At 53.6% G+C, this 13,335-nt stretch carries 13 protein-coding genes; 8 read left to right on the top strand and 5 right to left on the bottom strand.

Features of this window, described 5'->3' with window-relative positions; all coding sequences use genetic code 11:
- The first annotated feature begins 352 nt into the window (after positions 1-352).
- A complete protein-coding gene (locus A3EQ_RS0101025) occupies positions 353-1,720 on the top strand; it encodes an MATE family efflux transporter (protein ID WP_020153329.1) in 1,368 nt (455 codons plus the stop codon).
- A gap of 441 nt (positions 1,721-2,161) precedes the next feature.
- Here the strand turns inward: A3EQ_RS0101025 and A3EQ_RS0101035 are convergent, their stop codons facing one another.
- From A3EQ_RS0101035 to A3EQ_RS0101050, 3 genes are all read right to left on the bottom strand, one after another.
- Positions 2,162-2,548 (bottom strand): hypothetical protein, encoded by a 387-nt coding sequence (locus tag A3EQ_RS0101035; RefSeq protein WP_020153331.1) that lies wholly within the window; start codon positions 2,546-2,548, stop codon positions 2,162-2,164.
- 64 nt (positions 2,549-2,612) lie between these two features.
- Positions 2,613-3,068, bottom strand: a complete 456-nt coding sequence (locus tag A3EQ_RS0101045) for a threonine/serine exporter family protein (protein WP_020153332.1) — start codon at positions 3,066-3,068, stop codon at positions 2,613-2,615.
- Between the two features lie 13 nt (positions 3,069-3,081).
- Positions 3,082-3,831, bottom strand: a complete 750-nt coding sequence (locus A3EQ_RS0101050) for a threonine/serine exporter family protein (RefSeq protein WP_026499634.1) — start codon at positions 3,829-3,831, stop codon at positions 3,082-3,084.
- 892 nt (positions 3,832-4,723) lie between these two features.
- On the opposite strand from A3EQ_RS0101050, the gene A3EQ_RS0101065 reads away from it, so the two are divergent.
- From A3EQ_RS0101065 to A3EQ_RS0101105, 6 genes are all read left to right on the top strand, one after another.
- Positions 4,724-5,137 carry a hypothetical protein gene (locus A3EQ_RS0101065; RefSeq protein ID WP_244874548.1) on the top strand — a complete coding sequence of 138 codons (414 nt, stop codon included), beginning with the start codon at positions 4,724-4,726 and terminating at the stop codon, positions 5,135-5,137.
- 701 nt (positions 5,138-5,838) lie between these two features.
- Positions 5,839-6,324: a QueT transporter family protein gene (locus tag A3EQ_RS0101075; protein ID WP_020153337.1), complete on the top strand. Its 486-nt coding sequence runs from the start codon at positions 5,839-5,841 to the stop codon at positions 6,322-6,324.
- 666 nt (positions 6,325-6,990) lie between these two features.
- Positions 6,991-7,923, top strand: a complete 933-nt coding sequence (locus tag A3EQ_RS0101090; RefSeq protein ID WP_020153340.1) for an ABC transporter ATP-binding protein — start codon at positions 6,991-6,993, stop codon at positions 7,921-7,923.
- A gap of 11 nt (positions 7,924-7,934) precedes the next feature.
- The gene (locus A3EQ_RS0101095; protein ID WP_020153341.1) at positions 7,935-9,197 is read left to right on the top strand and encodes an ABC transporter permease; all 1,263 of its coding nucleotides are present in this window, start codon (positions 7,935-7,937) and stop codon (positions 9,195-9,197) included.
- The gene (locus A3EQ_RS0101100) at positions 9,194-10,297 is read left to right on the top strand and encodes an ABC transporter permease (RefSeq protein ID WP_020153342.1); all 1,104 of its coding nucleotides are present in this window, start codon (positions 9,194-9,196) and stop codon (positions 10,295-10,297) included. Before A3EQ_RS0101095 ends, A3EQ_RS0101100 begins: the two co-directional genes overlap by 4 nt.
- A gap of 52 nt (positions 10,298-10,349) precedes the next feature.
- A complete protein-coding gene (locus A3EQ_RS0101105; RefSeq protein ID WP_020153343.1) occupies positions 10,350-10,883 on the top strand; it encodes a GNAT family N-acetyltransferase in 534 nt (177 codons plus the stop codon).
- A 293-nt stretch (positions 10,884-11,176) separates the two neighbouring features.
- On the opposite strand, the gene A3EQ_RS21605 is transcribed toward A3EQ_RS0101105, so the two are convergent.
- Positions 11,177-11,647: a GNAT family N-acetyltransferase gene (locus tag A3EQ_RS21605; RefSeq protein WP_051091380.1), complete on the bottom strand. Its 471-nt coding sequence runs from the start codon at positions 11,645-11,647 to the stop codon at positions 11,177-11,179.
- 108 nt (positions 11,648-11,755) lie between these two features.
- On the opposite strand from A3EQ_RS21605, the gene A3EQ_RS0101120 reads away from it, so the two are divergent.
- Positions 11,756-12,181, top strand: coding sequence for a hypothetical protein (locus tag A3EQ_RS0101120; RefSeq protein WP_020153345.1), 426 nt, complete (start codon positions 11,756-11,758; stop codon positions 12,179-12,181).
- Positions 12,182-12,731: 550 nt separating this feature from the next.
- On the opposite strand, the gene A3EQ_RS0101135 is transcribed toward A3EQ_RS0101120, so the two are convergent.
- Positions 12,732-13,145, bottom strand: a complete 414-nt coding sequence (locus A3EQ_RS0101135; RefSeq protein WP_020153348.1) for a helix-turn-helix transcriptional regulator — start codon at positions 13,143-13,145, stop codon at positions 12,732-12,734.
- Positions 13,146-13,335: the final 190 nt, after the last annotated feature.

Genomic DNA, 13,335 nt, shown 5'->3' on the forward strand with positions numbered 1-13,335 from the left:
CGCCGGATTCGACCGGTACGGAACTTTTCCCTTTTTCCGCTCCGATGACCGCCGACAAGCGTTCCAACATGGACGCGCGAATAGGCATCAAGGCCTCAACCGCCGGACGCCTCCCCGCGGCGAGGAACTTTTTGTGGAAGCGATTGCATCCGGTGTAGTCTCCGCAGCAACCGCTCCGCCCGCCCGGAATCCGGCCCTTAAAAGCGGAGCCTTTGGCATGGCGGTTTGTCCCGGTCGGACAGGCGGAAATGGGGAAAAAATTTTAAAATAATTTTTGCTCTTTTCTTCTTTACATTTTCGGGAAAGAGGTTAAAATAGGGGTATTGTTAAATATGGAAATGGGGTCTTCTGTTTGTCACTCGTTTCACATGAATCGAACGAATACCGGAAACAGACGCTGTTCAGCCTGACTTGGCCGTTGTTCGTGGAACTTTCCCTCCATATGGGCATCGGCATCATCGCCACTTTGATGATCAGCCATTATTCCGATTATGCGGCAGCGGGGATTGGCGTCGCCAACCAACTGTTGACCATCTTCATCCTTCTTTTCAACATCACGTCGATCGGCGCCACGATCCTGATCGGCCAGCACCTGGGAGCGGAAAGTTACGATGCGGCGCGAAGGCTGGCCCGTTCGGCGGCGGGGATGAACTTTTGGATCGGCATGGTGCTATCCGTCTTCGTCCTTTTCTGGGGGAAATATTTACTGAACTTCTATGCCATTGAGGGCAGCGTGCTCCGGCATGCCGTCACTTTCATGCAAATCACCGGCGCTTCCCTCTTCCTGGAATCCGTTTCCCTGGCCTTCGGAGCCGTTCTGCGGAGCCACGGATACACGAAGGAATCGATGATCGTTTCCCTGTTCATGAACGGGATCACGGTCGCGGGAAACTTCCTCGCCATCTACGGCCCCTTCGGGCTGCCCGTAACGGGCGTCGCCGGGGTTTCCTGGGCGATCGTGGCCGCCCGATTGTTCGTCGCGGGCGCCCTCATCTACTTGCTGAACAAAAAGATCGCTTTGCGGCTCCATATCCGGGATCTTCTTTCGATTTCGAAAAGGGACATGAAAGATCTGCTGGCCATCGGCGTCCCCTCCGCGGGCGAAAACCTGTCCTATCAGTTTTCGCAAATCGTGATCACCAGCTTCGTGTCCGTCATCGGCGCGGAGGCTTTGGCCGCCCGGGTCTATATTCTCAATATTTCCATGGTTTGCTACCTGTTTACCGTCGCCGTTTCCCAAGGTTCGCAAATCTTGATCTCCCGTTCCATCGGCGCCCGGGATTTTGAAGGAGCCTTTCAGCGGGGAATCCGCACTTTGAAGATGTCCTTTTGCATCTCCGCCGCCATTTCCCTGATCATCGCCTTTACCGGATCGCCCTTGCTCCGGATCTTTACGGACAATCCGGAAATCATCGCCATCGGCGTCCCCGTCCTGTGGTCGATCGTCTTCATCGAACCGGGCCGGGCGTTGAACATCGTGTTGATGGGGGCGCTGAAATCGACGGGGGACGTGAACTTTCCCGTGATCATCGGGATGATCTCCATGTGGGGAATCGCCGTGGTGTTCAGCTATCTCCTCGGCATCTCCTTCGGTCTGGGGCTTTTGGGGGTCTGGATCGCCCAAGGCCTGGACGAATGGTTCCGCGGCGCCTTCGCCTACCGCCGCTGGCTGTCCCAGCCGTGGCTGAAAGTCAAAGTGAAAGTGCCCGTCAATCATTGAAATCCGCCCGCCGGATGCGCTTCTTTCGGCGGGCGCGGCATCCGGAAGGGAAAGGGATATCGTCCGCCCGGATGTCGAACCGTTCCCGGAAAAATTCCCCGGGAAACCGCGGCGATCTGGGGCGGCCGGCCGCTTCAACCGCGGGCGGCTTGGGCCGCATCATCCGGGGAGATCTGTGCCCGCTCCCGGCGGTCGGCAAGCCGTTTCCGCTGACGAACCGCAAACTCCTTGCCCGATTTGAAGTCCGAAAATTCGGGCAAAAAGAAGCGGGGACAAAGCGATTCCATTTCCGGAAGGCTTTGTCCCCCGGCCGAGAGCAGGATGTCACGCAAACATGCGACTTGTTTTCGCACGGCGGACGAATCGAGCCGTCCGGGCGGAGCCGCTTTCGCCGACGGGCGTTTCCGCCGTCCGCCGTTCCGCGACCGGCTTTTTCGCCGGTTATTTGATTTTCACCGTAATCACCGGGGTGAATTTTCTCTCCTTATACTCGTCCAACTCGCCTTCGGAAAGGAGCCCGAGGGCGATCGCCGCCTCCAGCTTTCGGTAATCCGGCTTTTTGATGTATTGGATGCAGTCCCGCAAATTTAATTCTTCCAGCTTCCGGACCACTTCCTCCTCCTTGTAGCTCTCCCTCACCCGGATTTGCCGCTGCAGACGGTAAGGGCCGATTTCCTTTTCCCCTTTTTCGGAGTTCCCTACCTTGGCGTCAAAATAATCGTTAAACTGCCGTTTTAATTGATTCAGTTCCTTCTCGATTTCCTTTTCCTTCTTCACCAGTTGAAAAAACCGCGCCACCATTTCCTCCGTGATCACGATGCTTCCCATTTTTTCTCCCCTTTATCCGTTTTCTGTTTTATTTGTATGACAACGGGAGAAAAATAGAAGCCGGTCATCCCTTTCTTTTCAAGAAGAGAAGGACGCTTCGGTAGATTTGGTTCAACACTTCGGAGAAAACGATGCCCATGGCGATGGCCCCCGCGATCAAAAAGACTTTTGCCGCCTCCTCGACGGCCAGATTGTATTTGTTCTCCGCAAAATAACGCATGGCGTTGTAGGCCAGTCCCCCCGGCACGAGGGGAATGATTCCGCCGATGATAAAAACGAGGACGGGGGTCTTGTACCGTTTGGCGAAGGCGATGCTGATGACCCCGGCGACGAGGGATGCGGCAAAACTGGCGGGAACGGGATCGCCCCCATTTTCCGTCGTGACAAAATAGAGCAGCCAGGCGACGGAACCGACAAGGCCGCACTGGACAATCGACCGTTTCGGGACATTAAAGATAATGCCGAAACAGGCGGACGCGATAAAACTGGTGACCAATTGTTCCATCAGCAATACGACCACATCCCTTTCCCGATCACAAAAACATCTGCACCATGGCCACGCCCGAGCCGATGGCGAAGGCGGTCAAAAAAGCCTCCGCCCCTCTGGCGATGCCCGCCACGAGGTGGCCGGCCATCAAATCCCGGATGGCGTTCGTAATTAACAGGCCGGGCACAAGGGGCATCACCGAACCGATGATAATTTTATCCGTCTCCGCCCCCCAGCCGATGCGGACGAAAAAAGCCGCGGCAAGGGCGATGACGACCGAGGCGGAAAACTCGGAAAAAAACCGGACCTTGGCCAGGCGATCGACGGTGAGAAACCAAAAATAGCCGATGCCGCCGGTGAAAAAGGCCGGGAAAAAATCCCCCCATTGCCCGCGGAACATGATCAAAAAACAGGCGCTCGCCAATGCGGAGACAAAAATCTGCAGGGCGGGTGAATAGAGCAACGTCTCCTTTTCAATCCGTTTCAGCTCCACGAGGGCTTGTTCCACCGTCCATTTCCCCGCGCTGATTTCCCTGGACAGATGATTGACGGCGGCGATTTTATTCAAATCGGTCGTCCGTTTCACGACCCGGATGATGTTGGTTTTGGGCGACTCCCCGCCTTGCAGGGAAAAAATGATCCCGGTCGGGGTCACATAGCTTTCGGCATTTTCCGCACCGAAGGAAGCGGCGATGCGGACCATCGTATCCTCCACCCGGTAGGTTTCCGCCCCGCTCTCCAACATGATCTTTCCTGCCAATAAACAGACTTCGCTGATTTTCAGAGAAGATTTCATCCTGCCACCCTTTCCAAACGAACTGGCTCCCTGTTCCCCGTTTTTTCGAATTCCGGAACCGATGGAAAACGTGCCGAAAGGATTTGCGGCCCGGAAACGGGGCGAAGGAAGGAGTAGAAACATCGTCGGAGCGCGCGGAACGAACCCCATTTTCTCCGAAGGGAAACGGGCGCTCTCCCGTTTGTCCGGGAATGGCGGCACAGGCCCGATGGCCGGCCGCGTCTTTGCGAAGGGTTTCGCCGAAAAGGATTCCTATTCATTGTAAAAGTTTCCGAAAGACCGTGTCAAACTTGTTCCTGGCGGAAATTGAGTCAAAAAAAGGAACTTTTTTTAAGCGCTTTCGCCGGTTGGAAACAAGATTAGCATCTTCTTACGAACTAGTCTTTAAAGCTTTTCCCCCGCCGGTCGAATCCTCCCGTGCCGGAGACGCCCGGCAAACGCTCCGCTTCCCGCCCTCCTGCTAAAAACCCGAGCAGGAGGGGCGACCGATCCCGTCCTGCCGACGGCAAACGCCCCGCTTCCCCGCCCGCAGATCCGTTCACTCCCTGCTAAAAAAAGGGACAGAAAGGACCGGCCATCCCGTCCGGCAGGCCCCGCCGGCTTCCGCCGGACTTTCCCCCGAAACATGCTTCCCTGCCATTCCGTCCGTGTCGGACTAGGGAACTTGGCAAAACTTTCCCCCGAAGCATCCCCCCCTGCCGCTCCGTACGAATTTCCTTTGAAGTTTGACTCCCTGCCCGGCGTTTGAAAACGGGAGCCGGCGCTTCCGCCCCGTTCAATGGTTGGCGAACCCGTCTTTTTTCCCTTTCTCCCAGTTCCGGGAAAACCGGTCCGGGATAAATGCCCGATCACCCCACGCTTTGCCGTCATATCGTATAGGGAAAATATCCAAATGAAACGAAAAGAGGAGGGATGCCCGATGTTCCCGAACGGCTATTATCTTCCCCAGGATGTTTCCGGTTTCTATTTTTACGATCCGCAGGCAAGCGCCTACCCCGAATACCCGGCCGATCATTTCCAACCCGATATCCGGCAGCAGCAGCCGCTGGAACGGCGGGTCGAACGGATGGAAAGGGAACACGGACGGATGGCCCAGGAAGTAACCAGGCAAAACAACGAGATCCGACGCCTGGCCCAGGAAGTCCGTAGGCTCAATGACGAGATCGGCAGGATCAATCAGGAAATCCGGAGGATCAACGAGGTAAACCAACTGCAAACGAGGCGCCTGATGCGGTTGAATCAAAGGCTTCGCGCGGTCGAAAACCGGTTCAATTTCCCCTTCGTCCCGACGGAAGACGGGTTTTAAACGGGGAGTCCATCGCCCGCAGCCGACGGATGTGATCTTCCAGCGGAAAGGAGTGCCGCCTAAAAACGCGGCGCTCCTTTTTTGCCTCCTTTTAGCCGGAATGCGCCAACCGTCCCTTTCGCGAGGGGCTGCTTCCCGCTGCGGTTTTCCCCCGGCGGTTGTCCCGCCGATTCGGCTTTGCCAACACAGGATGAGAACCGCGAACCGTTTCCTTCGGTCCGTTGAAAAAGAATCCTACTTTAAAACGAAGGCGGATTTGTTTTTGGACAAATCCGCTTCACGGGGACGATAAGAGGGCCCAAGAAGCCCGGCCATTGCGGCGACAGCTAAAAACTTTCACGGGGATAGAGAATGTGGGAACTTTACGATGTTCTTTCCGATGGTTCATTCTCCCTTTCCCTCGCCCTTTTTTCGGAGATAAAGCCAAGAATTCAGGTAAAACGAAGCGGGCGCAGAGCTGTTCCGTTACCGGAAGACTATGTTCCCTGGACCGGGATTCTGCCCAAACATGAGGACATGGTCTCTTCGAGGGACTCGTTCGCTGCCGCGCCCCGCATCCCGGAGATTTTTAAACGATTCGGCAAATCTCCACGCAAAAACTTGTGATTTCGGACGCCATTCTATATACTTGTTTTGTTACCTGCGGAGGAGGCGCCGGCGCGGTTCGCGACAACCCGCGAAAATGCCAAGGAGGAATGGATATGAAGCTGAAGACGATCGCTGTCAACGGAATAATCGCCGCGTTATACGTGGCCGTATCGGGCGTGATCCAGCCGATCGCCTTTACCAACATTCAGTTAAGGATTCCGGAAATTTTCAACCATCTCATCGTGTTCGATAAAAGATATTTTTTCGGGATTGTGACCGGGGTGTTTTTCGCCAACCTGTTTTTCTCCCCGATGCTCCCTTATGATCTGTACTTCGGCGTCGGGCAATCGGCCCTCGCCCTTCTGGCAACCATCTTTTTCAGCAGGCTGACCAAAAACATTTGGGCGAGACTGCTGTTCAACACGGGCGTGTTCACCTTCACCATGTTTCTGATCGCCTGGGAATTGAAAATCGCCCTGGATCTTCCCTTCTTTCTCTCCTGGCTGACGACGGCGGCCGGGGAATTCATCGTCATGGCCATCGGCATGCCGTTGATGCACGCCATTCATAAAAGAGTCCGTTTCGACAAACTCCTTTAAATTCGGGAAAAGGGGGCTCCTTGCTCCCTCCTTCCCCGGATTGTTTTGGAACGTCCGAAGATGTCTTCCCGTGAACGGAAAACTTGAATTTTTAAAACCGCACGAGACCTTCCCCCTGCAAAAATTTCCTCGAGAACCGGCAAAGAGCCCCGTCGCTTCTGCCCGAAGGGAATACCGGACATTCCCCCATCTTCCGGCAGGAATTCTAAGCCGCGGCCATGTCCTAAGCCGGCTGTCATTGGCATACCAAAAGAGGATCCTTGTCCGTTTCCGTAAATTTCCGGCTTCCTTTCCCGACCCGACGACTAATGAGCCTGCCCTATCAAAACCCTTGTTTCCGGCAGGAGTGAAATACGAGAAGTTGTTTCGCACAGGGCAAATCCCATGCCCTTTCGGACCAAACCAAAAGTTGCGCTTATGTCTTGCAAAGGAGGGCGCCGAAAAGACCTGGGAATCCGGCCGCCTCCCCTTTCCGGGACTTGCGCCCTCCCAATTCTGGCGCCGTACTTTTTACCTGTCCCTTCCCGCTTGTCCGGGGAAGGGCCTTTTTTATTTGCAGATTACAGAAAAAAGGAATTTCTCGCTTTTTACCGAAATAAGTAGAAACGCAGGATTTTTCGGCATGATCCGGCGACAACTTTACATGAAAACGAGAGGAGGACGGCCATGCTGGAGACCCTTCATTTGACCAAACAATTCAAGCGTTTGAAAGCCGTCGATGATGTCAACCTTCATTTAAACAAAGGCGAGATTGTCGGGCTGCTCGGGCCGAACGGGGCGGGGAAATCGACGACCATCTCCATCATCTCCACCCTGATGCCGCCCACTTCCGGAGAGGTGCTGCTGGAAGGGGAAAGCGTTTTGCAAAACCCGGGGAAGATCCGGAAAATCATGGGGGTTGTTCCCCAGGAAATCGCCCTTTACAACGATTTTTCCGCAAGGGAAAACCTGCATTTTTTCGGCAGGATCTACCGGATGTCCGGGGAAAGATTGAACCGAAAAATCGACGAAGTGCTGGAGATCATCGGGCTTTCCGAACGGCCGAAGGATCTTGTCAAAACCTTTTCCGGCGGAATGAAGCGGCGGTTGAACATCGGCGCCGCCCTTTTGCATGATCCGGAATTTCTCATCATGGACGAACCGACCGTCGGCATCGATCCCCAATCGCGAAACTACATCCTGGAGACGGTAAAAAAGCTGAACGAGGAAAAAAGGATCACCGTCCTTTATACGAGCCATTACATGGAAGAAGTGGAATTTTTGTGCGACCGGATCTACATCATGGACCAGGGCAGGATCATCGCCCACGGGACGAAGGAGGAATTGAAGCGGCTGATATCCGGGGAGACCACGATCCTCCTGAAAGTCGGGCAGGTGAACGAAAGGTTCATGGGAGCCTTGGGGAATCATCCGGTCGTAAAAAACTTCACGGCGGAAGACAACCATTTTACCATCCTTACGGAAAAGGAAGGCAACGTCTTTTCCCACTTATTCAAACTGGCGGAAGAGACGGATACGGACATCACAAGCGTGGAAATCAAAACCCCGACGCTGGAGGACGTATTTTTGCACCTGACCGGAAAGGCATTGCGGGATTAAGGGGTGAAAGGATGCTCGGCACATTTCTGAAAAAACAAATTTTGCTGATGGTGAGAAACAGGCAGGAGATCATCGTCCTGTTGATCATGCCCTTCGTCTTGATCTCCATCCTCGGTTTCGCCCTGGGAAATCTCCTGAATCGGGGAGAAATCGATTTGAACGCGAAACTCGCCGTCGTCCACCACGGCGATGAAGAGGAGGATTTGGCAAAGATCAAAAAGGAAACGGCCGAATGGCAAATGCCGGCGGAGCAGCAGCGGGCGATGGAGGAAGCCCTGCGGGCGATGGCGCCGCTTTCCCTCCTGAAAAAAGAAGTATTTCCGCCGTTGGAATCGGAAGGGCTGTTAAAAGTGGAATACATCAGCGGCGATGAAGCGGAAAAGCGAAAGAAGGATTTCGCCGCCATCTTGGAAATCCCCGAACATTTTACCTATGACCTGCTGCATTATTTTCTTTTCGAAGAAGGGGAAAAACCGAAACTGTCCCTGACCGTCCGGGAAGGCAATGAAATCTCTTCGCAAATGATTGAAGATATTCTCCTGCAAGTGGAAAAACAATATGCCATCTTCCGGGCGATCGGCAAAACGGGCGGCGAAGGCGCCCCCTTACAGCTGACGGATGCGCCCATGGAAGGGTCTTTCGAAACGGTTTCCAAAAGCGAACCGATCAACGCCTTCACCTATTACACGGCGGGGATGGGCGTCATGTTCGCCCTGTATATCGCTTCCAACATGGCCTCCTATGCCTTGCGGGAAAAACGGTCGAACGTTTTCCACCGGATCATGCTGGCCGATGTGAAACGGGGCGCGTACCTATTCGGCATTTTTGCCTCCGGGGCAATGTTAGCCTTCATCCAAATCATGATCTTGTTCGGGCTTTCCTTTTTCGTCTACAAGGTCAAATGGCCGGATCTTGCGTCCTTTTTCCTCGTTTCGGCCTTTCTCAGCCTTGCGGTGGGGAGCATCTCCGTCTTGCTGACTTCCGTCAATTACAAGTTGAATTCGGAAAATGCCTCGAATCTGTTCAGCAGCATCATCGTTTCCATCTTTGCTTTCCTGGGGGGAAGCTATTTTCCGGTCAGCCAAATATCGGAGACATTGCAGAACCTGGGCAGCTACACGCCGAACGGGGCGGCCTTCAGCGGGTATTTGAAAATTTTGCAAGGATACGGGATTTCCGAAATCAGTCCGTCGCTCCTGGCCCTGGGCATTTTCACCGCAATCATCTTTTGCATCGGGATCTTCCTTTTCCCGGGAAGGAGGAATGAAGCATGACGGCAGTGCTCGCGGCAAAATTCCGTCTGTTTCTGCGGAAACCTTGGCCTTTCCTCGCCATGACCGGTTTCTGCATCGTTTTCGCCTTTCTGTTCGGCGGGATGAAGGTCACCCATATCGAAATTCCCGTCTCGAGCAAGCTTTCCGAGGCGGAAACAAAATCCATGCTGAAAGAACTGAATCAATCGGATTTATTCATTTTCACCGAAAAGAAGGAAGAAGAGTTGAAAAGGCTGGTCCGGGACGGGCGAAGCGAAGCCGGGCTCATCTTGGAAGAGGATCATTTCCGCATCATCCGGGCGACCCACACGCCGAATATCCTTTTGCTCAGCCAGTTCGTCGGGCAAATTTACCGGCAGGAACTTCTGAAAAAACAACTGGCCGAAAACGCCGGACCGGACGGTTCCAAAGATGCGGAACAAGCGTTCGAAACGTCCCTGTCCGATCCCCTCTTTTCCGTCGAAAAGAAAAGCTACCGGAGCGACGGGACGGTTGTCATCAACACCCGGCTCCAGTCCCTTTTCGGTTTTTCCCTGTTTTTCGTCATCTACACCATCGCCTACAACCTGCTCGGGATCTTCATCGAAAAACGGGAAAAAATCTGGGACCGGCTGATCATTTCTTCAGTAAAAAAATGGGAGATTTACGCCGGAAACCTGATTTACGGGTTTTTAACCGGCTATGTTCAAGTCGCGATTGTTTTCTTCGTCTTCCGTTTGGCCGGGGTCGATTTCGCCGGGCGTTTGGGCGAGGTTCTCCTCGTTTTGATTCCCTATGTCCTGGCCATCGTGGCCTTGTCCGTCTTCATCATCGGCATCGTAAAAACGATCGAACAGTTCCATGCCATCATTCCCCTTGTTTCCGTCGCCATGGCCATGATCGGCGGGGCTTACTGGCCGATCGAGATCGTGACATCCAAGGCGATGCTTTTCCTCTCCAAATTGATGCCGATCCGATACGGCATGGATTTGCTGAAGGGGGTCGTCATCTATCGGGAATCCCTCGCGGAGCTATGGTTCCCGACCTTGATCCTTTGCTCTTTCGGGATCGCCTTTACCGCCCTCGGCATCGGCCTGATGGAAAGAAAGTCGGCCGGTTAAGCAAGCGGCGGCAGCGCGGCTGGCCGAACTTCCTGAAGAAGGAGGGAATAAGATGACCATTCGAAGGGCAAACCCATCCGACGCCAAGGGAATCGCCAGGGTGCACGTGGACAGCTGGCGGACGACCTATGCCGGGATCGTCCCCGATGGCTATTTGCAGCGATTATCCTATGAATCGCGGGAAAAACTTTGGCAAGCGGAAATCGCCCGCAGCGCCGTCTTTGTGGCGGAAAACGAACAGGCACAAATTATCGGCTTCGCAAGCGGCGGGAAGGAGCGGACCGGAAAATACCCGGGCTACGAAGGAGAGCTATACGCCATTTACCTTTTAAAAGAACATCAAAGAAAGGGGATCGGAAAGAAGCTGGTAAGAGCGGTGGCGGAAGATCTTTTGCGCCAGGGCTTTTCCTCGATGACCGTGGCCGTGCTGAAGGAGAATCCTTCCCGCTTCTTTTACGAATCCATCGGCGGGATACGGATCGGCGCCGAGGAAATTGAAATCGGCGGGAAAAAACTGGAGGAATGGATTTACGGCTGGAAGGATCTCCGGTCATTCCTCGCGGCGCTTGCAGAAGATTCATCATGAAAAAGCCGCGGCGGGAAAGCACCTTTTGAGAGGGTGCGGAAAAGGAAACAAGATGACCCCCGAAACCGGGCGGTCATCTTGTTTTTTTGCCGAACCCAGTTCAATCCAAATTCGGAACGCCCGCGACGGAAGGCGGCCGCCGGAGGCTTCCGGTCGGGTGAAGCAGCCGCCGCCTTTCGCATCGAAAACGGCGTTTCCCTTGATCGCATAAGCGTCCGGGCCGCTTTTCAGATGCGGAAATGGGAACCCGCAGCCAAAAAGGGGAAGCGGAAAACAAGGCAGAGCGGTCCTTCCTAAGTCAGGAACGGAATCATTCCCTGGCTTGAAATTCGATTTCGAAAAATGGAAACCCTTCCTCTTCTTCCGGAACCGGGACAAATCCCAAACGTCCGATTAAAACTTGCGGATGCGGGATTCGCATTCCACTGCAGCCAGGAGGCGCCGTTTTTTTCCGACCATTCCCGGATCCGCTGAAACAGCAAGGCCCCGATCCCCCTGTTTCTGTATTCCGCGAGCACAAACAAATCATGAAAGCGATGGATGCTTTTCCCCGTCCGCAAATGGGGGCCGTAATCTTGCACCCAGGCATAGCCGACGGCTTGATGGCCGGCATAGGCGACCGGTATGTAGTGGCTCGGGCTCTGGACATAGGCCAAAAACCGTTTTTCCGCCGATGTCCGGGCATCCGTTCCCCCTCTTTTTTCCAAAAGAAACCATAAATTTTCCCAATCTTCTTCCTTTGCCGTCCTTACGACAACGTCCATTTTCCTCTTTTCCCCTCCCTAAAAATGCATCCGCTCAAATTTCCTGCTTTTTGAAACGTCAGCGGAAAATCTTTCGTCTAAACCGGCAAAAAAGAAGGTGAGCCGTTGATGATGAGAAAAGCACTGATTCTTCTTTGCACCGCCTTATTTTTGGGAGGATGCCTGGAACAGCCCCTCAAAAAACCGCCCCAGGCGGAAATAACGATCGAGGGCCGGCGCGTCTCCGCCGTCCAGGGCTCCTATTGTTGGGAAGAAGTTTGCGCGGATGCGAAGTATTCCTCCGCCTTTGAGGCGGGGACGGAAATCCGGCCGGTCGAAGTTTCCCCCGGCACACGGGTCAAGATCCGTTTTCCGGAAGAGCCGGACCATTTGACCGTCGCGCAATGGACGGATGAGCATTCCTCGTCGGAAGTGAGAATGAAAGACCATGCCTTTGCCGTCCCGGACAAAGAAGGACTGTATGTTTATGAACTTTCCGCCCGCTGGAAAGAAGGCGAAGCAAGCTTTGCCTTTTCCGTCGAGGTAAAGGAGTGAGGCGCCGTATCCGGATTGCGGCCCCGGACCTTCCCGGATGCAACAGGCGGAAAGGACGGATGGGCCTCATGAATGTTTCCGAACGGAAAAAGCGGAAAGGATGGATAAGGTCCGATGAAAATTTTCCGGAACGGAAATCCGCCGGAAGATTAACCCAAACGGTTGATCGTGCCGCAGGATCGGGAAGGATCCCGCAAAAAAAATGCAGCGCGGATGAAAGACGTCGGCGAAACGAAGGGGTTCTCCAAAAAATGAAAGGAGATCTTGCCCCCATCCGGAACTTCCGGAGGAACCGATCGGTCCGAATATTGAAACGGCTGATTCCCAGCCGGGCATAGGCCCGCTTTTTGACGCCGCGCCCAAAGGGACAAAACCGGAGAGAAAAATTACGGATCAAACAAAGCGCGGCCGTTCCCGCTCTTTTCCCAGGAAATCTCCGCCGGCATCCGGCCTGCCTCCATCAGACTCCCCTTCGCTGCGAACGGAAGCTCCCCTTCGGTTTCGCCGAAGGAAAGATGCGTCCCGACGCCGCCCTTGATGCTGAAGGGAATCATCCGTTTTTTTTAAAAAAAGATTTCAAAGACCCGAGCAAATCGCTGAAGAAAAGGATGGAAAGCAGCCCGCTGATCGTCAATACATTGGCGATCTTGCCATCGAAAGCGAGCGTGCCGATTAAGATTAAGATCATGCCGATGTAAAACCCGGGATCGGACAGTTCTTCCATAAAATCCTTTTTTTCGTCAATTTTAATTTTTTCTTGCAATGTTTTATCGTTTTTTATCAAATCGTCAATCGTCACCTGGAACATATCGCTGATTTTGATCATATTGCTTATATCCGGATAGCCCTTGTCCGTTTCCCACTTATAGACGGCCTGGCTGGAAACATTCAACGCCTTCGCCAAATCATCCCGAGACATCCCCCTTTCTTCCCTCAGCTTCTTTAACTTGCTGCCAAACCCCATCGATTTGCCTCCTTAAATTGTTCTCTTTAAAAACAGGCTACAACAAATCCCCTTTTTTTGAAATAAACTTTTGGTTGAAACGAAAAACTTTAAGTTATTTTCGCACCAACGCCGCTTTTTGCTTTCCGGTACATGCCTCCCCGGCTTTTTTCGGTCCGGTTCCCACAAATTTTTCTAAAATATTTCATAA

Origin of the sequence: Caldibacillus debilis DSM 16016, from assembly GCF_000383875.1 — a bacterium.
Lineage (GTDB): Bacteria > Bacillota > Bacilli > Bacillales > Caldibacillaceae > Caldibacillus > Caldibacillus debilis.

Excerpts from the sequence above, each read along its gene's own strand:
- A3EQ_RS0101035 (WP_020153331.1), bottom strand. The coding sequence starts at position 2,548 with ATGGGAAGCATCGTGATCACGGAGGAAATGGTGGCGCGGTTTTTTCAA.
- A3EQ_RS0101050 (WP_026499634.1), bottom strand. The coding sequence starts at position 3,831 with ATGAAATCTTCTCTGAAAATCAGCGAAGTCTGTTTATTGGCAGGAAAG.
- A3EQ_RS0101065 (WP_244874548.1), top strand. The coding sequence starts at position 4,724 with ATGAAACGAAAAGAGGAGGGATGCCCGATGTTCCCGAACGGCTATTAT.
- A3EQ_RS0101075 (WP_020153337.1), top strand. The coding sequence starts at position 5,839 with ATGAAGCTGAAGACGATCGCTGTCAACGGAATAATCGCCGCGTTATAC.
- A3EQ_RS0101090 (WP_020153340.1), top strand. The coding sequence starts at position 6,991 with ATGCTGGAGACCCTTCATTTGACCAAACAATTCAAGCGTTTGAAAGCC.
- A3EQ_RS0101095 (WP_020153341.1), top strand. The coding sequence starts at position 7,935 with ATGCTCGGCACATTTCTGAAAAAACAAATTTTGCTGATGGTGAGAAAC.
- A3EQ_RS0101100 (WP_020153342.1), top strand. The coding sequence starts at position 9,194 with ATGACGGCAGTGCTCGCGGCAAAATTCCGTCTGTTTCTGCGGAAACCT.
- A3EQ_RS0101105 (WP_020153343.1), top strand. The coding sequence starts at position 10,350 with ATGACCATTCGAAGGGCAAACCCATCCGACGCCAAGGGAATCGCCAGG.
- A3EQ_RS21605 (WP_051091380.1), bottom strand. The coding sequence starts at position 11,647 with ATGGACGTTGTCGTAAGGACGGCAAAGGAAGAAGATTGGGAAAATTTA.
- A3EQ_RS0101120 (WP_020153345.1), top strand. The coding sequence starts at position 11,756 with ATGATGAGAAAAGCACTGATTCTTCTTTGCACCGCCTTATTTTTGGGA.
- A3EQ_RS0101135 (WP_020153348.1), bottom strand. The coding sequence starts at position 13,145 with ATGGGGTTTGGCAGCAAGTTAAAGAAGCTGAGGGAAGAAAGGGGGATG.